At 72.0% G+C, this 18,363-nt stretch carries 15 protein-coding genes and 3 tRNA genes; 7 read left to right on the top strand and 11 right to left on the bottom strand.

Features of this window, described 5'->3' with window-relative positions:
• The coding region (locus NYZ98_RS40085; RefSeq protein ID WP_262850554.1) for a terpene synthase family protein at positions 1-2,175 on the bottom strand (2,175 nt) is incomplete at its 3' end.
• A gap of 123 nt (positions 2,176-2,298) precedes the next feature.
• Positions 2,299-2,763: a MarR family winged helix-turn-helix transcriptional regulator gene (locus tag NYZ98_RS40080; protein ID WP_262850552.1), complete on the bottom strand. Its 465-nt coding sequence runs from the start codon at positions 2,761-2,763 to the stop codon at positions 2,299-2,301.
• A 169-nt stretch (positions 2,764-2,932) separates the two neighbouring features.
• On the opposite strand from NYZ98_RS40080, the gene NYZ98_RS40075 reads away from it, so the two are divergent.
• Together NYZ98_RS40075 and NYZ98_RS40070 are read left to right on the top strand one after the other, a co-directional pair.
• Positions 2,933-4,039, top strand: a complete 1,107-nt coding sequence (locus NYZ98_RS40075) for an NAD(P)/FAD-dependent oxidoreductase (RefSeq protein WP_262850550.1) — start codon at positions 2,933-2,935, stop codon at positions 4,037-4,039.
• Between the two features lie 125 nt (positions 4,040-4,164).
• On the top strand, positions 4,165-4,968 hold the full coding sequence (locus NYZ98_RS40070; protein WP_262850548.1) for an SAM-dependent methyltransferase: 804 nt from the start codon (positions 4,165-4,167) through the stop codon (positions 4,966-4,968).
• 81 nt (positions 4,969-5,049) lie between these two features.
• On the opposite strand, the gene NYZ98_RS40065 is transcribed toward NYZ98_RS40070, so the two are convergent.
• On the bottom strand, positions 5,050-5,685 hold the full coding sequence (locus tag NYZ98_RS40065; protein ID WP_262850546.1) for an SRPBCC family protein: 636 nt from the start codon (positions 5,683-5,685) through the stop codon (positions 5,050-5,052).
• Positions 5,686-6,018: 333 nt separating this feature from the next.
• On the opposite strand from NYZ98_RS40065, the gene NYZ98_RS40060 reads away from it, so the two are divergent.
• Both NYZ98_RS40060 and NYZ98_RS40055 read left to right on the top strand, forming a co-directional pair.
• Positions 6,019-7,809 (top strand): ABC transporter ATP-binding protein, encoded by a 1,791-nt coding sequence (locus tag NYZ98_RS40060; RefSeq protein ID WP_262850544.1) that lies wholly within the window; start codon positions 6,019-6,021, stop codon positions 7,807-7,809.
• Positions 7,790-9,598 carry an ABC transporter ATP-binding protein gene (locus tag NYZ98_RS40055; protein WP_262850542.1) on the top strand — a complete coding sequence of 603 codons (1,809 nt, stop codon included), beginning with the start codon at positions 7,790-7,792 and terminating at the stop codon, positions 9,596-9,598. The genes NYZ98_RS40060 and NYZ98_RS40055 overlap by 20 nt, the downstream gene beginning before the upstream one ends.
• Before the next feature lie 62 nt (positions 9,599-9,660).
• Here the strand turns inward: NYZ98_RS40055 and NYZ98_RS40050 are convergent, their stop codons facing one another.
• From NYZ98_RS40050 to NYZ98_RS40030, 5 genes are all read right to left on the bottom strand, one after another.
• Positions 9,661-10,521 carry a hypothetical protein gene (locus NYZ98_RS40050; protein WP_262850540.1) on the bottom strand — a complete coding sequence of 287 codons (861 nt, stop codon included), beginning with the start codon at positions 10,519-10,521 and terminating at the stop codon, positions 9,661-9,663.
• Between the two features lie 285 nt (positions 10,522-10,806).
• A tRNA-Val gene (locus tag NYZ98_RS40045) sits at positions 10,807-10,881 on the bottom strand.
• Positions 10,882-10,910: 29 nt separating this feature from the next.
• Positions 10,911-10,981: transfer RNA gene (locus NYZ98_RS40040), tRNA-Cys, on the bottom strand.
• A 30-nt stretch (positions 10,982-11,011) separates the two neighbouring features.
• A tRNA-Gly gene (locus NYZ98_RS40035) sits at positions 11,012-11,083 on the bottom strand.
• An 87-nt stretch (positions 11,084-11,170) separates the two neighbouring features.
• Positions 11,171-11,827 carry an ACT domain-containing protein gene (locus tag NYZ98_RS40030; protein ID WP_262850538.1) on the bottom strand — a complete coding sequence of 219 codons (657 nt, stop codon included), beginning with the start codon at positions 11,825-11,827 and terminating at the stop codon, positions 11,171-11,173.
• Between the two features lie 131 nt (positions 11,828-11,958).
• Between NYZ98_RS40030 and dusB the strand changes: the two genes are divergently transcribed.
• On the top strand, positions 11,959-13,071 hold the full coding sequence (gene dusB / locus NYZ98_RS40025; RefSeq protein WP_262850536.1) for a tRNA dihydrouridine synthase DusB: 1,113 nt from the start codon (positions 11,959-11,961) through the stop codon (positions 13,069-13,071).
• Between the two features lie 103 nt (positions 13,072-13,174).
• Here dusB and NYZ98_RS40020 read toward each other — a convergent pair whose 3' ends face one another.
• Positions 13,175-15,667, bottom strand: coding sequence for a DEAD/DEAH box helicase (locus NYZ98_RS40020; RefSeq protein ID WP_262850556.1), 2,493 nt, complete (start codon positions 15,665-15,667; stop codon positions 13,175-13,177).
• Positions 15,668-15,937: 270 nt separating this feature from the next.
• Here NYZ98_RS40020 and NYZ98_RS40015 point away from each other — a divergent pair, with 270 nt between their 5' ends.
• Both NYZ98_RS40015 and NYZ98_RS40010 read left to right on the top strand, forming a co-directional pair.
• On the top strand, positions 15,938-16,651 hold the full coding sequence (locus NYZ98_RS40015; protein ID WP_262850534.1) for a hypothetical protein: 714 nt from the start codon (positions 15,938-15,940) through the stop codon (positions 16,649-16,651).
• Positions 16,652-16,754: 103 nt separating this feature from the next.
• Positions 16,755-17,363: an HD domain-containing protein gene (locus NYZ98_RS40010; RefSeq protein WP_262850532.1), complete on the top strand. Its 609-nt coding sequence runs from the start codon at positions 16,755-16,757 to the stop codon at positions 17,361-17,363.
• A 90-nt stretch (positions 17,364-17,453) separates the two neighbouring features.
• Here NYZ98_RS40010 and NYZ98_RS40005 read toward each other — a convergent pair whose 3' ends face one another.
• Both NYZ98_RS40005 and NYZ98_RS40000 read right to left on the bottom strand, forming a co-directional pair.
• The gene (locus NYZ98_RS40005; protein WP_262850530.1) at positions 17,454-17,720 is read right to left on the bottom strand and encodes a DUF4031 domain-containing protein; all 267 of its coding nucleotides are present in this window, start codon (positions 17,718-17,720) and stop codon (positions 17,454-17,456) included.
• The gene (locus NYZ98_RS40000; protein ID WP_262850528.1) at positions 17,717-18,151 is read right to left on the bottom strand and encodes a VOC family protein; all 435 of its coding nucleotides are present in this window, start codon (positions 18,149-18,151) and stop codon (positions 17,717-17,719) included. Before NYZ98_RS40000 ends, NYZ98_RS40005 begins: the two co-directional genes overlap by 4 nt.
• Positions 18,152-18,363 lie beyond the last annotated feature (212 nt).

The raw sequence follows: 18,363 nt of genomic DNA, 5'->3' as shown, positions 1-18,363 counted from the left end.
GAAGGGGGGGTGGGTTTTGGGGTGGTGGGTGCGGAGGAGTTCGGGTTCGGGGTAGCGGGCGCACTTGCGGTGCCATTCGAGGATGCCGGACATCCATTCCTTCAGGTCGTCGGCGTGCCGGGTGAGGAGCCGGCGGGCCTCCTCGTCGAGGTCGTGTTCGTCGAACATGGCGGGCAGGTCGTTGGCGATGATGTGCTCGAACTGCCGCATCCGCGCCTCCATCAGGTCGGCGACGATGTCACGGGCCTTCCAGCGGTCCACGTCCAGGAAGTTCTCCACGACCAGGACCAGGTTGTGCACCTCGCCCTCGAACTGGATCTCCTTCTGGTAGGAGAACAGGTCGTTGGTGAAGGCCGCGTAGTCCTGCGCGGCGGTGTCCAGCTCGCGCATGACGCGGGTCTGGTGAATCTCGGGCGGCACCACGTCGGCGTGCGCGAGCCGGGACAGGCTCATCGTCATGTCCGCGCCGAACGTCCTGCGGCGCATCTCGATGTAGTCGACCGGGTCGGGGATCCGGTTCTGGGCCTGGTTGGCCAGCTCCCACAGCCAGCTCTCGGTCATCTCCTCCACCGAGGCGCGGAACTGCCGCCGGGCGGCCGGTTCCATGGGCCCCGCGGTGCGCCGCCACAGGTCGCCGAGGCCCCGCTCGATCGGGTCGGCCGGCTCGGGGGTGGGTGAGTCGTCCAGCGGCATGAAGGCCCGCAGCCGCTCGTGGCAGAGCTTGGCCCCGGCGAGGTCGCGGGTCGCCCCGAACACCACGGGGAAGTAGTCGTCGCCGTAGGTGCCCCAGGCCAGCCAGTCGGAGGACAGGTCGAGCTGCTCGGGGGTCGCGTCGGCGTGGATCATCGAGGCGCAGTGGGCGAAGTCGAAGCCGAGGAAGCGCCGCTCGTCCCACAGGCCGCCGAGCTCGACCCCGGGCAGCGAGTCGAACATGCCCATCTCGCGCGCCCATCCGACCGCGTGCCGGCGCGCGTCGTCCAGGTGGGGGCTGGTGCGGATGGGGAAGGGCATGTACAGCTCGGGCGGACGTAGGTGGCCCACCTGCCGGAACGGCACGTAGGCGTACTGCCGGGCCCGGCGCCCGAGCCCCAGCGTCGCGGGGGAGAGCGGCAGAGCCGAGGCGGAGGTGCCGATGCCGGTCGGGCCGAGGAACCCGCCGGGGCCGCCCTTGGCCGCGCCCTCGTTCATGTACCGGCTGGAGCGGGCGTGCCACTCGTGCCCGCCGGACTGCCAGTCCTGCAGTCCCTTGACGTAGGCGCCCACCGCGGCCTGCTCGTGGGCCGGGACGGCGTGCTCGGCCAGCAGAGCCGGCACCTCGGCGAGCGCGGTGTTCTCGAACTGCTGCAACCGGGAGGTGAGCAGGTCGTTGACCAGCTCGGCGGCGTCCTGCGTCGGGCAGCCGAAGAAGCGCTCGAAGACCAGCACCGCGTTGGAGTTCTCGCCCTCCTCCCGCACCTCGCGCTGGTAGGAGAACAGGTCGTTGCGAAGGTGCACCGCGTCCGAGAAGGTGTCGGACAGGACCCGCATCGGCCGGGTGGCGGCGAGGGCGTCGGGGACCTCGGCGTGGACGGCGTACTCGACGAGGTTCGCCGACCAGGGCGCCCCGCCGACCCGGCGCCGCATCTGCACGTACTCGATGGGGTTGGCGACGCGGCCGAGGTCGATGTTGTCCAGCTCCCACATGGACTCCACCATGAGGTTGTGGGTGCTGGTGACGAAGCGCCGCCGCCACCCCTCCGACATCGCGGGGACCGTGCGCTTCCACAGGTCCGCGAGGCCCGCCTCGGCCGGGTTCTCCGGCTCCGGGGGCGTCTCGCCCTCGTCGGTCATGAACAGTTCCAGGCGGTCGAGGTACGCCTTCGCGCCCCGCGTGTCGCGGGAGTACTTGAACTGTTCGAGGAAATGGTCGTCGAAGAAGAAGACCCAGACGTACCAGTCGGTGATCAGGTCGAGGGTGTGGCCGTCGCAGTCGGGATGGGTGTAGGCGCACATGAGCGCGTAGTCCATCTTGTCCAGGCCCTCTTCGTCCCAGACGACGCCGCCGCCCGGCGTGGGCGCGTCCAGCATGCCCATCCGCCGCGCCCAGGCGGTGCTGTGCGCGCGGGACCGTTCCAGGTGCGGGTTGAGCCGCGCGGGATAGGCCATGTAGAAGTCGGGCAGCGTGAAGGCCTGCATGAGCGTGCCTACTCCCTCGGGGGCGGTGAGCGGTCGCTGACTGAAGGTGACTGAACCGCTACCGAGGGTACTACGCCGGCGCGCCCGGCAGGACCGATTCCCGGCGGGCGGTGCGCGGGAGGCTCATTCTTCGGTGCAGGCCTGCTCTTCGGGCGTGGTCCTGACCCGGCTGAGCAGCCGGTGGAGGTGCTCGATCTCGTCCTGGTCGAGGTCGCCGAACAGCTCCCGCTCCACCTCCGTCAGCGCGTCGTGCACGCGCGTGAGGGCGCCGGCGCCGGCCTCGGTCATCTCCACGATGTGGCGCCGCCGGTCGGCGGGGTCGCGGCGGCGCTCGGCGAGCCCGTCGCGCTCCAGGTCGTTGAGGACCGTCACCAGCACGCTCGGGTCCACGCCGAGGGCCTCGATGAGGGCCTGCTGGCCCATCGGGCCGCTCTCGGCGAGGTGCATCAGGGTGACGGCGTGCCGGGCGCCGAAGCCGGTCACCCCGAGGGCGTGCCGTACGCGGACCTGCGCGACGGTGCCGTGGTGCGCCAGGAGCAGGCCGAGCCGATCCATGGTCTGGGCGGCCTGGATCTCCTCGACGCTCATACCCTATACCGTAACACATCCCTGATCGTCGACCCCTGTAGATAGTTGAACAGTCTCAACGATATGTTATGTTCAACGACATGGCGCAGGGCGGCGGCCGCACGGGTCGCAAGGGGCCGTGCGCGACCGTTCGGAGCGCTTCGGCGAGCCATCAGGAAGCAGGAATGAAATGAGCGATATCGCACCCGTATGGCGGCCCACCGTCGCCGTGGTCGGCGGCGGATACGGAGGCGCCCGCGTCGCCAAGGCACTCGACGACGTGGCCGAGGTCGTGCTCGTCGAGCCCAAGGACGCGTTCGTCCACAACGTCGCCGCGCTCCGGGCGCTCGTGGCCCCCGAGTGGCTGCCGCGCATCTACTTCCCCTACGACAACCTGCTCGCCCGGGGCCGGGTGGTCCGCGACCACGCGGTCTCCGTCGACTCCAAGCGGGTGGTCACCGGGTCGGGGGAGGAGATCGCCGCCGACTACATCGTGCTGGCCACCGGTTCGGCCTACCCCTTCCCCGGCAAGGCCGACGCCGTCGACACCGACGCCGCGCACGCCCGCTACCGCGCCTCCCACGAGGCGCTCGCCCAGGCCGGCCGGGTGCTGCTGCTCGGCGCGGGGCCGGTGGGCCTGGAGCTCGCCGGTGAGATCAAGGCCGTCTGGCCGGACAAGCACGTCACCATCGCCGACATGGCCGACGACATCCTCGCGGGGCCCTTCAAGCCGGAGCTCCGGGCCGAGCTGCGCCGCCAGCTCGACGCCCTCGGGGTGGAGCTGCTGCTCGGCAGCCCCCTGCGCGAGGCGCCGCCCACCGCCCCCGGTACCGCCGGGACGTTCACCGTCACCACCGGAGCGGGTTCGGAGGTGACCGCCGACATCTGGTACCGCTGCTACGGCGTCACGCCCCTCACGGGCTACCTCGCCGACGACCTGGTCGCGGCCCTGACCCCCGCGAGCTTCGTCGAGGTCACGCCCGAGCTCCGGGTGACCGGCCACGACACGATCTTCGCGCTGGGCGACATCACGACCCTGGGCCCGCCGATGGCCGGGCACGCGTCGCAGCAGTCCGAGGTCGTGGCGGCGAACATCAGGGCGCTGATCTCCGGCGAGGGCGAGCTGGCGGAGTACGTGCCGATGGGGCCCGCCATCGCGGTGCCGCTCGGCCCCAAGGGCGGTGCCGGCGAGTTCCCCGGGCAGGACGGGGTCGTCCCCGGCTCGGTCGTCGCCGACGTCAAAGGCCGGCACATGCTGGTCGATCCCCTGGTGGAGCTCTTCGGCGTGACCCGCTAGCGCGGAATTCCCCTGAATCGCGATCCCGGCCTCTTCTCACCCCCTCATCCCGTGAAAGCCGGATTTAGCGGGCTTTATGGGCCCTATGATCATTTGGACCCTGGGATCGCGAGGAAGGACCCCCTGTGGCCGACAAGTCCGATGAATGGAAGAGCAGCATCGACACGACGAGGCCGAGCATCGCCAGGGCCTACGACGTCGTCCTGAACGGCAAGGACAACTACGAGGTCGACCGCGCCTTCGTCGCCGAGATCGTGAAGGTCGTCCCCGAGATCTACGACGTGGCGGCCTACAATCGGCAGATCCTCGGCCGGGGGGTGCGCTTCCTGACCGGCCAGGGCATCGACCAGTTCATCGACCTCGGTTCCGGCCTGCCGACGGTGCAGAACACCCACCACGTCGCGCAGGGGGAGAACCCGGAGGCGAAGGTCGTCTACGTCGACAACGACCCGATGGTGCTGGCCCACGGCCGGGCGCTGCTGGCGGAGAACGCGGGCACGGCGGTGGTCACCTCCGACCTGCGGCGGCCCGCCACGATCCTGGCCGACCCCGCCGTCGAGCGGCTCATCGACCTCACCCGGCCGGTGGGCGTGATGCTCGTCGGCATCCTGCACCACCTGCACGACGACGAGGACCCCCAGGGGATCGTCGACGCGTACATGGCGGCCGTGCCGCCGGGCAGCTACCTGTTCATCACGCACTTCTGCGCCTCGACCCAGGAGGCGCGCGACGCCGAGCGCCAGTACCTCGCCCTGCTCGGCACCGGGCGGTTCCGGACGCCCGAGGAGATCACCGGCTTCTTCGACGGGTTCGAGCTGGTCGAGCCCGGGGTCGTCCCGCTGCCCCTGTGGCGTCCCGACGGCCCCGTCCCGGAGAAGCTGACCGTCGGCCACCAGCTCATGTACGGCGGAATCGCCCGCAAACCCTAGCCCGCGAGCCCTACCGCGCGAGCCCTGGCCCATGAGTCCTACCCCGCCGGGGCTACCCCGCGCCGGGACTGGCCCGGCCGGTCACAGGGCGCCGCTCTCGATGGCCGTCTTCAGGCCCGCCTGCGTCTCCTTGTGCGCGGCGGTCCCCTTGCCGACGGTGACGCCGATGAACAGGACGCCCGCCTCGAAGGCCAGGTGCTCGGTGACCCGGGTGCGTCCCCCGCCGAGGTCCTCGAAGACGATCCGCTGATGGGTGACCACGTCGGGCAGCGACCAGGTGTCGGTCTCGTAGCTGAAGGCGTCGTGGTGGACGCGCTGCCGGGCGTGCGTACTGCTGACGACGGGCACTCCGGCGACCGGGATCTCCTCCACGGCGGTGAAATCGATGTGACGCGTCCCGCCCTCGGTGCGGTCCTGGTGGACGACCATCCGCTTCAGGAACGAATGCATGCCGACGTGGTTGCCGAAATCCGAGTACACCCGGAACACGTGCTCGATCGGGGCGCTGATCTCAATGGAGATGTCCCGCCGGCCCCGCCTGCGCCCTTTCCGCGGCGGGGCGGCGTTCTCGTCGAACCGATGGGAATCCCGCGCGTCCCGCCAGGCGGCCGCGAGCCGGGCATCGCTCTCAGGCGCGCCGCCCGCGTCCGGAAACCCGAACAGGGCGAGGGCCCCGGTGACCAGCCTGGCCGTGACAAGACGCGGGAAATTCCTCATGAGACCTCATGGCGGCCGGCGGGACGGATGAACGTCCTATATACCAGTAAGGCCGCTTTTCCCGGTGGGTTTCCCGCTGCGGAATTCCGCCATGGTCCGGGCGAGGCGGTTCGAGGAAGCCGTGAATTCGCTGCACGCGAAATCGGGCGGGAACATTCTGTCCGAGATGGACAGGGCGGAGGGGACGGCCTGCCGGGTACGCGGGAGGACGGTCCGGTTCCCGGCGGGGCAGGCACGGCGCCGACGTCCGACCGGCGCGTGGGCAGGGGCTTGACGCGGATCACGTACTGAGCCTGACTTGTAGTGAATGATGTTGATCGGAGGAGAACCGGGTTGATCGCTTCGCTGCGGCGACGTGACGAGTGGCGATTCTTCGGGGAGCTCCCCCAGGCGGGGCGGGGACTGGCGGCGGCCTGGTTCGGGCTGATCCTGCTGCGCGGCCTGATCCCTGCGGTGTTCGTCGTGTTCGTCGGGCTCCTGGTGGACGCGGTGCGGCGCGGCGCCCCGATCACCGCCCTCCTGCTCACCCTCGGCGTGCTGTTCGTCGTGCTCCAGGTTCTGGCGCCGGCGCACGGCCAGGTCAGCGCCAACCTGGGGGACCGGCTGACCGGGTGGCTGAACGACCGGCTGCTCGCCTCGACCGCCGAGCCCGCGGGCCTCGGGCACCTGGAATCCCCCGAGCTGACCGACGACCTCACCTTGGCCCGTGACTTCGAACTGGGGCTGTCGGGCCCGCCGATGTCGCTGGCGATGTCGCTCATCGCCGGCGGCCTGGTCGACCTGGTCGCCGGGTTCTGCCAGGCGGTGGTGCTCGCCGCGTACCGGTGGTGGGCGCCGCTGCTGGTGGGCGGCGCCTGGCTGTCGACCCACTGGCTGCTGCGCAGGTCCACGGTCTGGGACCGGATGACCGGCGAGGTGCTCGACGCCCAGCGGTACGTCGAGTACTCCTACCGTCTGGCGATGGACACCCCGGCCGCCAAGGAGGTGCGCCTGTTCGGGCTCGCCGGCTGGGTGGTGGACCGCTTCGCCGCCTCCCGGCGGCGGCTGGTCGACATCCGGCTGCGCTCCACCCGCCTTCACCGCCGGTGGATCCTGCTCACGGTGGCGCTGGTCGCCGGTGCCAACGCCGTGTTCTTCTGGTCGCTGGCACAGGACGCGGCGGCGGGCGGCCTCGGGCCGGCGGCGACCATCGCGTTCGCGCAGGCCGCGGTGGGCGCCTCCGCGCTCGCCTTCGGCGGGCTGAACTGGGCGCTTCCCCACGCGGCCGAGGCCGTGATGACGGTGCGCCGCCTGGAGCCGGCGATGCGGAAGGCGGGCGCGCTCACCGGCGGGGAACGGCCCGCCGGCCGGATGCCCGCCACGGAGATCCGCTTTCGCGGCGTCGGGTTCTCCTACGCGCCGGGCTCCGCCGAGGTGCTGGACGGCCTGGACCTGGTGGTGCCCGCGGGCTCGTCCCTGGCCGTCGTGGGCGCCAACGGCGCCGGCAAGACGACGCTGGTGAAGCTGCTGTGCCGGCTCTACGACCCGACGGCCGGCCGGATCGAGGTCGACGGGGTGGACCTTCGCGAGCTCGACCCGGCCTCGTGGCGCGGCCGGGTCACCGCGATCTTCCAGGACTACGTGAAGTACGACCTGCCGCTGCGCGAGAACGTCGCACCCCTCGGAGGCGACGACGACGACGTGCGCGCCGCGCTCGCCGGGGCCGGGGCCGAACGGGTGGCCGGGCTGGACACCGTGCTGGCCGCCGGGTACGACGGCGGCGTGGACCTGTCGGGGGGCCAGTGGCAGCGGGTGGCGCTGGCGCGCGTGCTGCACGCGGTGCGCGGCGGCGCCGGGGTGGTCATCCTCGACGAGCCGACCGCCCAGCTCGACGTGCGCGGCGAGGCGGAGATCTTCCAGCGGCTCCTTTCTGCCACCAAGGGCCGCACCACGATCCTGATCTCGCACCGCTTCTCCACCGTGCGGCACGCCGACCGGATCTGCGTGCTGGAGGAGGGCCGGGTGGTGGAGTCCGGCACGCACGACTCGCTCATGGCGGCCGGCGGGCGCTACCGGACCATGTTCACCCTGCAGGCCGCGCGTTTCGGTGACGAGGAGGAGCCCGATGTCCGACTCCGCACCTGAGCTGCCGTCGTCCCTGCTGTCGGTGGGGCGCGCGCTGCGCATGGGGTTCCGCGCCGAGCCGCTGCTCCTGGTCACCGGAGGGGTACTGACCCTGGCGGCGGCGGTGCCGGACGCGCTGCTCGCGCTCGGGTTCAAGCTGCTGGCCGAGGCGGTCGCGCTCGGCGGCGGGGGGCGGCTCGTGGCCGCCGGAGCGCTCCTGGCCGGGCTCGCGGTCGGGAGCTGGCTGCTGAGCCTGGCCGGCGAGCGGATCAACCTGCGCTTCGCCGAGCGCGCCGCCGTGAAGATCGAGTCGTATGTGGCCCGGCTGCAGTCGTCGGTGGCCACCATCGAGCACCAGGAGCGCTCGGACCATCTGGACCTGCTGGCAGTGCTCCGCGACCACGCCGGGGCGCTGAGCCAGCTGTACCGCTCGCTGTTCAGCACGGTGGGCGCGGTGACGCGGGTGCTGCTCACCGTCGGGCTCCTGGTGTCGGTGCGCCCCCTGCTCGGCCTGCTGGTGGTGTTCGCCGTGCCGACCGTGCTGGTGTCGATCCGGCGGGCCGCGGTGGAGAACCGGGCCGAGCAGGGCGGCGCACAGGACCGGCGGATGGCGCGCCACTGGTTTGTGCTCGGCTCCACCGCCCCGGCCGGCAAGGAGGTGCGGGTCGCGGGAGTGCAGCGCAGGCTGCGCGACGGGCGGCGTGAGGCGTGGGACCGCGCCTACGTCCCGCTCGCGCGGGCGCGCCTGGTCAGCACGGTGTGGCAGTCGGCCGTCTGGGCGGTGTTCGGCGCCGCCTTCGTGGCCGGTGTGGCCTACGTCGCGACCGGGCCGGGGTCGCCGGTCGCCGTGGCCGGTTCGGTGACGCTGGCGCTGGCGGCGGGCGGGCGGCTGTCGCAGTACGTCGGGCAGACGGTCACCGAATCGCGGTTCTTCCGCGGCATCTGGCTGGACGCCTCCCGGCGGTTGACCTGGCTGGAGGAGTACGCGGCGGCGCGCGCCGGCGCGGCCGACCTGCCGGTCCCCGCACGGCTGCGCCAGGGCGTCCGGTTCGAGGACGTCGGCTTCACCTACCCGGGGTCGGACGGGCCCGTGCTGGACCACGTGTCGGTGTCGCTGCCGGCGGGCAGCGTGGTGGCGGTGGTGGGGGAGAACGGCGCCGGCAAGACGACGCTGGTGAAGCTGCTGTGCCGCTTCTACGAGCCCGCGTCGGGGCGCGTCACCGTCGACGGCGCCGACCTCGCCAGGCTGCCGCCGGAGGAGTGGCGGAGCCGGCTGGCCGGGACGTTCCAGGACTTCTTCCGGTTCGAGTTCCAGGCGGGCCGCGCCATCGGCCTCGGCGACCTGGACCGGGCCGGCGACCTGGCCGCCGTCGGGCGCGCGGTCGAGCGCGCGGGCGCGGGCGACGTCGTCGCGACCTTCCCCGACGGGCTCGCCACCCAGCTCGGCGGCACCTGGCGCGGCGGGGTGGAGGTGTCGTTCGGGCAGTGGCAGAAGCTCGCGCTGGCACGCGGGTTCATGCGCGACGACCCCCTGGTCCTGGTCCTCGACGAGCCGACGGCCGCCCTGGACGCCGAAAGCGAGCACGCCCTGTTCGAGAGGTACGCGGCCGCCGCCAGGGCACCGGGAGGACGGGACGGCGGCCGGATCACCGTGCTGGTGTCGCACCGGTTCTCCACCGTGCGCATGGCCGACCTCATCATCGTCCTCGACGGCGCGCGCGTCCTGGAGTCCGGCACGCACGACGAGCTGATGGCCGATGGCGGAAAGTACGCGGAGCTGTACCGCATCCAGCAGGCCTCCTACCGGTGACGGGGGCCTCTGGCGGTGGCGGGGCCCTCCACCTGGGTGGGTGGAGGGCCCCGGGTGGTGGGTCAGCCTGGGGGCAGGTTGCCGTTCTTGGCGACGGGGAGGGCTATCTGGCCGGCGCCGGTGAGGACGGCCTGCTCGGCCGGGAGGTGGGAGAGGACCGGGTTGATGTGCCGCAGGGCCAGGGTGACCGTGGGCAGGGCGGCCGGGGTGACCATGTCGAACTTCTCCAGGTCGATCCACCGGAGGATGTTGAACACCGAGGTCGGGATGTCGTCACCGGCCTTCAGCACCGGGACGCACAACTGGCGGGCGTAGAGGATCTGCGCGGCGTGCGTGGGGATGAGGGGGGTCAGGACGGGGTTGAGCTGGCGCAGGGACACCTGCTGGTTCAGCGGGTTGTTGGGGGTGATGCCGTAGCACTTGAGGTCGATGTGGCTGACGAGCGACAGGATCTCGGCCGAGGGGACCGCGTTGTTCTTGATGACCGGCACGCACAACTGCTGCGGGACGTTCATGACCGCCTGCGTGCGCGGCAGATTCTGGAACAGCGGGTTGAGGTGGCTCAGCACGAGCGTCGTATTCACGTTGATGCCGGTGATCCGGTAGCAGGACAGGTCGATGAACCTGATGAAGTCGAGCGCGGGTGACGGCGGTATCGAGGTGTTCTTGGCGACCGGGACGCAGAGCTGCTCGCGCGGGCCGAGGGTGACGGTCTCGGTGGGCAGGTTGGCGAGCACCGGGTTGAGGTGCCGCAGCGTGAGCGTGGTGGCGGGCGGCTGGTACGAGTTGGTCCTGAAGCATTCGAGGTCGAGGAAGGCCGTCAGGCTCTTCGCTGTCGGCAGCGCGAGGGCGCTGGCGGGCGGCACGCACAGGAACGCCACGGTGAACACCGCGACCGCGGCGGACGTGACGCGCCGGAGCACTGTTTTCCTGCGCCCGCGAATTCCGATTACGGCTCGGTCCATTGCGGCTCCAAAACTGGGGGGTGGGCCTCCTTGCCGCCGAGTGTGTGCCGCCGTGACCGCACTTTCAATATTGTTGGCCGCTCTTTGTCACGGGCGAAATTCGGGCCGACAGGCGGGGGACTTACCATCGCGCGTAAAAGCGTCGTGATTTCGTCGGCGACCCTATTCAGGGCGGCGTCCGGGACAAAATCAGGGCGGCGCCCGGGAAAGACGAATCCCCAGGCCGGTGACCTGGGGATCGTGTGGTGGGCGATACTGGGATTGAACCAGTGGCCTCTACCGTGTCAAGGTAGCGCTCTCCCACTGAGCTAATCGCCCGAGCCGTACTTCATTGATCTTTGGTGCGGAGGTGGAGACGGGATTTGAACCCGTGTACGCGGCTTTGCAGGCCGCTGCCTCGCCTCTCGGCCACTCCACCAGGCGAGGCCACGGCGTGCGGACCTCTCCGAGCGGACGACGGGATTCGAACCCGCGACCCTCACCTTGGCAAGGTGATGCTCTACCACTGAGCCACGTCCGCGTGCCTGACCGGGACCACCATCCCACGGCGACGCCTCGGAATCCTAGCGGTTTTCCCCGGCCGTGCCCAACCGGAGGGGCGCCTGGGTCATCGGGCGGTGGTGCCGCGGAAGTTGCGGGCGACCGTCCGCTCGACGGCCGGCAGGGTGAGGAAGATCTCCAGGATCCGGGTGAGGCGGTGGACCTCGATGCGGTGGAAGGGCGGCCCCTCGTCCCTGGCCAGCAGCAACGTCAGCGCCAGCGGCGGCAGCGGGGCCGCGATGATGTGCGGGCCGCCCGGCAGGGTGTGCGCCTCTGGCCGGGGCGGGGTGATCGAGGGGAACGGGATGTCCTCGGGCGCCCGCCAGCTCGAATGGACGGCCGACCTCGGGGTCCTTTCGGTGGCGGCGGCGGCCCAGTCGGCGCTGAACAGCACGGGCATCGAGTCGATCATGGTGGCCAGCGCCCGGTCGCCCGCCGTGGTGATGTACTTGAGGATCTCCAGCTCGGGGTAGGTGCCCGGGGCCTCGCGGGTGGTCCACACCCCTTCGATGATCACGTCGGGCACGCTTTCGAGCCCCTGGACCAGCACGGCCCGCGACGCGGAATCGGGCCAGTAGACCGTCAGGTCGTCCACGGCGCGGCCCTCGCCCCGTTCCAGGACGACGAGCTGGATGATGTCGGCGCCGGCCACCCCGAGGACGCGCGTCACCTGGCCCAGCGATCCAGGGCGGTCGGGCAGCGAGATACGCAGTCTCAGCAGCATCCAAGGCCTCCGGTGTCACGTGCCAGCACCCGCCACCAATCTATCCGGCCGCGGACCCTCCGGTCCAAGCGGCAGGCACCCCGACCAGGCGATTCACCCGTCATGTCCGGGCGTGAGGTACAAATGGGCTGGTGAAGATAGGTGCGATCGAGGTCTGGCCCCCGGTGGTCCTCGCGCCGATGGCGGGAGTGACCAACGCGCCCTTCCGCACGCTCTGCCGCGAGCAGGGCGGCGGACTGTACGTGTCGGAGATGATCACGTCCAGGGCGCTGGTGGAGCGCAACCCCAAGACGCTGGCGATGATCCGCTTCGAGCCCGGGGAGAAGCCGAGGAGCGTCCAGCTCTACGGCGTGGACCCGGAGGTCGTCGGCGGGGCCGTCAAGGTCATCGCGGCCGAGGGGCTGGCCGACCACGTCGACCTCAACTTCGGCTGCCCGGTCCCCAAGGTCACCAGGCGCGGCGGCGGGTCGGCCCTGCCGTACAAGCGCGACCTGCTGCGGCGGATCCTGCGCGCGGCGGTGGCGAACGCCGGGGCGCTCCCGGTCACGATGAAGATGCGCAAGGGCATCGACGACGACCACCTCACCTATCTCGACGCGGGCCGCATCGCCGTCGAGGAGGGGCTGAGCGCCGTCGCCCTGCACGCCCGCACGGCCGTGCAGCACTACGGCGGCACCGCCGACTGGGACGCCATCGCCCGCCTGAAGGACGCCGTACCGGAGATCCCGGTGCTGGGCAACGGGGACATCTGGGCGGCGGGCGACGCGCTCAGGATGATGGAGCGCACCGGCTGCGACGGGGTCGTGGTGGGCCGGGGCTGCCTCGGCCGCCCCTGGCTGTTCCGCGACCTCGACAGCGCCTTCGAGGGCGGGTCGGAGCGGGTGCGGCCGACCCTCGGCGAGGTCGGGGCGACCATGATGCGCCACGCCGAGCTGCTCGTGGAGTGCTTCGGCAGCGAGACGCACGGCGTCCTGGACTTCCGCAAGCACGTCGGCTGGTACCTCAAGGGCTTCACCGTCGGCGCCGGGTCGCGCCGGGACCTGGCCACCGCCGGGTCGCTGGCCGAACTGGGCGAGCGCATCGCGTGCCTGCCCGCCGGGCAGCCGTGGCCGGGGGAGGCGGCGGACGGGCCGAGGGGCAAATCCAACGCCCGCGAGCGCGTCCACCTGCCCGAACACTGGCTGGACGACCCCTACGACGTCGCGGTCCCCGAGGGCGCCGAGCTCGACTCCAGCGGCGGCTGACCCCCGGGGGAACCCCGTCGGCCCACCCGGAGCCCCGAACGGCCCCCGGAAGCCTGGCCGCCCGGAAGCCTGGCCGGTCCCCGGATCCCCGGGGAGGCCCGGGTCAGAGGCGGTCGACCGAGATGACGTGGACGACGGCGCGGCCCTCCTCATCGGAGGCCGCGAGGTCGACCTGGGCGCTGATGCCCCAGTCGTGGTCGTCGGCGGGGTCGTGCAGCACCTGGCGCACCCGCCACAGCTCCTTCTCCTCCTCGATCAGCAGCAGGGACGGCCCCCGCGCGTCCGGGCCGGTGCGGATCTCCTCGTGCTCCTCGTAGTAGGCGTCCAGCGCGCCCTCCCAGTCGACGTCGGCCAGCTCGTGCAGCTCCTGGTAGCGCTCAAGCGCGGCCAGCTCGACCATGCGGAACATCGCGTTGCGCACCAGGACGCGGAACGCCCGGGGGTTGCCGGTGACGGGCCGGGTGTTCTCCTCAAGGCCGGGCCGCTCCAGCTCGTCGGTCGGGTTCTGCAGCTGCTCCCACTCGTCCAGCAGGCTGGAGTCCACCTGGCGGACCAGCTCGCCGAGCCACTCGATGAGGTCCATCAGGTCCTCGGTCTTCATGTGGTCGGGGACGGTGCGGCTCAGGGTCCGGTACGCGTCGGCGAGGTAGCGCAGCACCGTGCCCTCCGACCGGGCCAGCTCGTACACCTGGACGTACTCGGTGAAGGTCATCGCCCGCTCGTACATGTCGCGGACCACCGACTTGGGGCTCACCGCGTAGTCGCCGACCCACGGGTGCCCGCGCCGGTAGGTCTCGTAGGCGCCGAACAGCAGGTCCTGGAGCGGCATCGGGTAGGTCACGTCGGTGAGCAGCTCCATGCGCTCCTCGTACTCGATGCCGTCGGCCTTCATCTGGGCGACCGCCTCGCCGCGCGCCTTGTTGAGCTGGGAGTGCAGGATCTGCCGGGGGTCGTCCAGGGTCGACTCCACGATCGAGACGATGTCCAGCGGGTAGGTCACCGACTCGGCGTCCAGCAGGTCGAAGGCGGCCAGCGCGAACGTGGACAGCGCCTGGTTGAGCGCGAAGTCCTCCTGCAGGTCGACGGTGAGGCGCGCCATCCGCCCGTACTCGTCGGGCTCGCTCAGCTTCTCCACGACCCCGCCGGCCAGCAGCGACCGGTAGATCGCGATGGCGTGGCTGATGTGGCGCCGCTGCGCCCTGCGCTCCTCGTGGTTGTCGGTCAGCAGGCGCTTCATCGCCGCGAAGCAGTCGCCGGGACGGTTGATGACCGCCAGGAGCATGGCGTTGCTGACCTTGAACCGGGAGCCCAGCGGCTCGGGCTCGGCCTTCTGCAGGCGCTCGAAGGTCTCCTCGCTCCAGCTCACGAACCCCTCGGGGGCCTTCTTGCGCACGACCCTGCGCCGCTTCTTCGGGTCGTCCCCGGCCTTGGCCAGCGCCTTCTCGTTCTCCACGACGTGGTCGGGCGCCTGGCACACCACGTAGCCGAGGGTGTCGAAGCCGGCCCGCCCGGCGCGCCCGGCGATCTGGTGGAACTCGCGGGCGCGCAGCAGGCGGACGCGGTTGCCGTCGTACTTGCTGAGCGCGGTGAACAGCACCGTGCGGATCGGCACGTTGACGCCGACGCCGAGCGTGTCGGTGCCGCAGATGACCTTGAGCAGCCCGGCCTGGGCGAGGCGTTCGACGAGCCGGCGGTACTTGGGCAGCATCCCGGCGTGGTGGACGCCGATGCCGTGCCGCACGAGCCGGGAGAGCGCCCGGCCGAACTTGGTGGTGAACCGGAACCGCCCGATGAGCGCGGCGATCGCCTCTTTCTCCGGTTTGGAGGACATGTTCACGCTCATCAGGGCCTGCGCGCGTTCCATGGCCGCCGCCTGCGTGAAGTGGACCACGTACACCGGCGCCGACTGCGTGGACAGCAGCTCCTCCAGCGTCTCGTGCAACGGCGTGGTGCGGTAGCTGTAGTAGAGCGGCACCGGCCGGGTCGCCGAGCGCACCACGGCCGTCTGCCGCCCGGTGCGGCGCGTCAGGTCGGTCTCGAACCGGGTCACGTCGCCGAGCGTCGCGGACATCAGCACGAACTGGACGTGCGGCAGCTCCAGGATCGGCACCTGCCACGCCCAGCCCCGGTCGGGTTCGGCGTAGAAGTGGAACTCGTCCATCACCACCTGGCCGATGTCGGCCTCGGCGCCGTCGCGCAGCGCGATGTTGGCGAGGATCTCCGCGGTGCAGCAGATGATCGGCGCCGACGCGTTGACGGCGGCGTCGCCGGTCATCATGCCGACGTTGGCCGTGCCGAACGTGGCGCACAGGTCGAAGAACTTCTCCGACACCAGGGCCTTGATCGGCGCGGTGTAGAAGGTGCGCACCCCGGCGGCGAAGGCCGCGAAGTGCGCGCCGGCCGCGACCAGGCTCTTGCCGGACCCGGTCGGCGTGGCGAGGATCACGTTGTTCCCGTAGAGGACCTCGATGAGCGCCTCCTCCTGAGCGGGGTAGAGCGTGAGCCCGCGCTGGGAGTTCCATTCCACGAACGCCTCGAAGAGGGCGTCCGGGCCGGTGTCCTGGGGAAGGTGCTCGAGGAGGGTCACACCGTCAATACTGCCGAAAGCCGTGCCATGGTCGATCCAAGATCGGCTCCGGTCCGGCCCAGCGGCGCCGGGCGCGATCGGGAGCGTCCGGGCGAGGCCGGACAGCCCCAGGGGCCGCCGGGCCGCTCCGGCCGGGGTCCGCGGCCGCCGTGACGCCTCCAGGGACCCGGCTCCGGGGCGGGCGGTGGGCGGGCGCGCGGTGCTTCTCGTGTGAACCGTGACGGTGCTCGCCGCGTCCTTCTGCGGGGCCGGGAAGGCCCCGGGGGAGAGGGAGTGGCGATGCGTGGATCGAAGACGGCCGTGGTCCTGGTGGCGGCGGCCGCGCTGATGGCGCCCATGCGCGCGGAGGCCGGCACCGCCGCGCCCGGCGCCGGGACCGCGACGGCGGCGCGTACGGCGGTGGCTCCCACGGGTGCCGCCGAGGGGCGGGCGTTCGGCCCGGGGCAGGTCGCGGGCACCTTACGTGCGCCGTCCGGCGTCGCGAAGAGGCTCTTCAGGGCCTGGCTGCGGCACGACAGGCGGGCGGCGGCGGCCGTCGCGACACCCGCGGCGGTCCGCACGCTGTTCTCGTACGCGTACCGGGCACCGGACCGGTTCGCCGGCTGCGCGGGGAACGCGTGCCGGTTCGTCCACACCAGCGTCCGCGTGCCCGGCGGCCTCAACGGGATCCTGATGGTCGTCTCGCACGGCACCGTCGCCAGGGTCTACGAGTCCCGGCACATCACCACGCCCGCCAAGGCCGCCAAGTACCTCTACGACGCGTGGCGGGCGGGGGACAGGAACCGCGGCCTGGAGATCGCGGCCACCGGCGTGGTGACGAAACTGTTCCGCGTGAAGTTCGGCGGCCCCGGCTACCTGTTCCAGGGATGCCAGGCCGAGAAGGGCGGCCGGTCCTGCGCCTACTCCTACGAGGGCGGCGCCATGTTCCTGCACCTGCGCGGCGGCGCGGCGCGCGGCTACGAAGTGCGCTCGATCTCCTACATCGCCGACTGAGCCGCCCGTACGGGCGGCGTGCCCTGGCGGCCTGGACGTCCCGCGTCGCCGTGGCGGCCCGTCCTGTGGGCCGGGTGCGATGGGCGTGCGTGACAATGGCGGGATGGGTGATCTCGCGGACCGGTGGGCGGCGCTGGCGGGCCGCTCCCCGGCGGCCGGCGCCGTCGGCGCGGAGCTCGTCGCGCGCTGGGCCGAGCCGCACCGGCGGTACCACACGCCGGACCACCTGCGTGCGGTGCTCGACGCGATCGAGCCGCTCGCCGGGCTCGCCGCCGACCCGGTGGCGGTCCGGCTCGCCGCCTGGTTCCACGACGCGGTGTACGATGGCCGGCCCGGCTGGGACGAGGAGCGCAGCGCGCAGCTCGCACAGTCCCGGCTTCCCCGGCTGGGCGTCGAGCCCCGTGAGGTGGCCCGGCTGGTCCGGCTGACCGCCGGCCACGACCCGGCGCCGGGCGACCGCGACGGCGAGGTGCTCTGCGACGCCGACCTCGCCGTCCTGGCCGCCCCGGGGTACGACGCCTACGCGCGCGCCGTGCGTGAGGAGTACCGGCACGTGCCCGACGCGGCGTTCCGGGCCGGGCGGGCACGGGTGCTGGAGGGCCTCCTCGCGATGCCCGCCCTGTATCGCACTCCGGGGGCGCGCGACCTGTGGGAGCGGGCGGCCCGCGCGAACGTCCGCGCCGAACTGGCGGCCCTGCTCGCGCGAGCCTGATCCCGCGAGCCTGATCTCATGAGCCTTCTCGCGCGGGCCTGATCTCGCGAGCCCGGGCGGCGGCCGTTCGCCGGACCTGGACGTGCCGGGTCAGGCGCGGGTGCGGCGGCGGCGCAGGCCGGCGGCGGTGAGGCGCTTGACGAGGGTCTGCGAGGACACCGGCTCGGCCCCCAGCCCGACCGCCCGCTCGTACACCGTCTCCGGCACGTCGTAGTGGTCGCGGTCGAACGCCCGGCGCGGGGTGCCCAGCAGCTCGGCGAAGGAGTGCAGCTCCTCCAGCGAGGTGTCGCTGACGAGGTGCGACCACAGCAGGCCGCGCGGTCCCGGCCAGTTCGGGGGGTCGATGAGGACGGTCACACCGGGACGATACCGACCGTGCCATCCGGCGCCACGCTCCAGCCCGGGTTGAAGCAGACCTCCCAGCGGAACCCCGCCGGGTCGGCGAAGTACCCGTGGAAACCGCCGAAGGCGGCCGGCTGCGCCTCCTTGAGGATCGTGGCGCCGGCCTCGCGCGCCTGTTCCATCACCTCGCGCACCTCGTCCTCGCCTTCGACGTTGTGCGAGAGGGTGAACGGCGCCGACCGGCCCGAGTCCTGGCCGGCGCCCACGTCGGCGTCGAGGTCGGCCGAGCCGAAGAGCCCGAGCACCAGCCCGTGCCCGACCTGGAGGAAGATGATCTCCCCTGGCACCTCCAGGACCGGTTCCCAGCCGAGCCCGCCGAGGTAGAAGTCCCTGACGGCGCCCAGGTCGGGCACCCCCAGCGTGACGAAATCGAGTCGCTGTTCCATGAGCCGACTCTGCCAGCCCCGGCCACGCGGCGCGCGGGCGGCGTCCGTGACGGCCGGTGGACGGCCCGGGTCAGAGGCCGAGGTCGTCGAGTTCCTTCATCAGGGCCGCACGGGAGGGGTCGCCGGCGGCCGCGCCCGGCCGCTCCAGGCCGGGCGCGGGGGCGCCTGCGACCGGACGGGCGCCCGCGGGGCCCGCCGGGACGGACGCGGCG

Origin of the sequence: Sphaerisporangium corydalis, from assembly GCF_025506355.1 — a bacterium.
GTDB classification, from domain to species: Bacteria; Actinomycetota; Actinomycetes; order Streptosporangiales; family Streptosporangiaceae; genus Sphaerisporangium; species Sphaerisporangium corydalis.
Note: the sequence above shows the minus strand (reverse complement) of the source record. Positions and strands in the feature narration are given on the sequence as shown.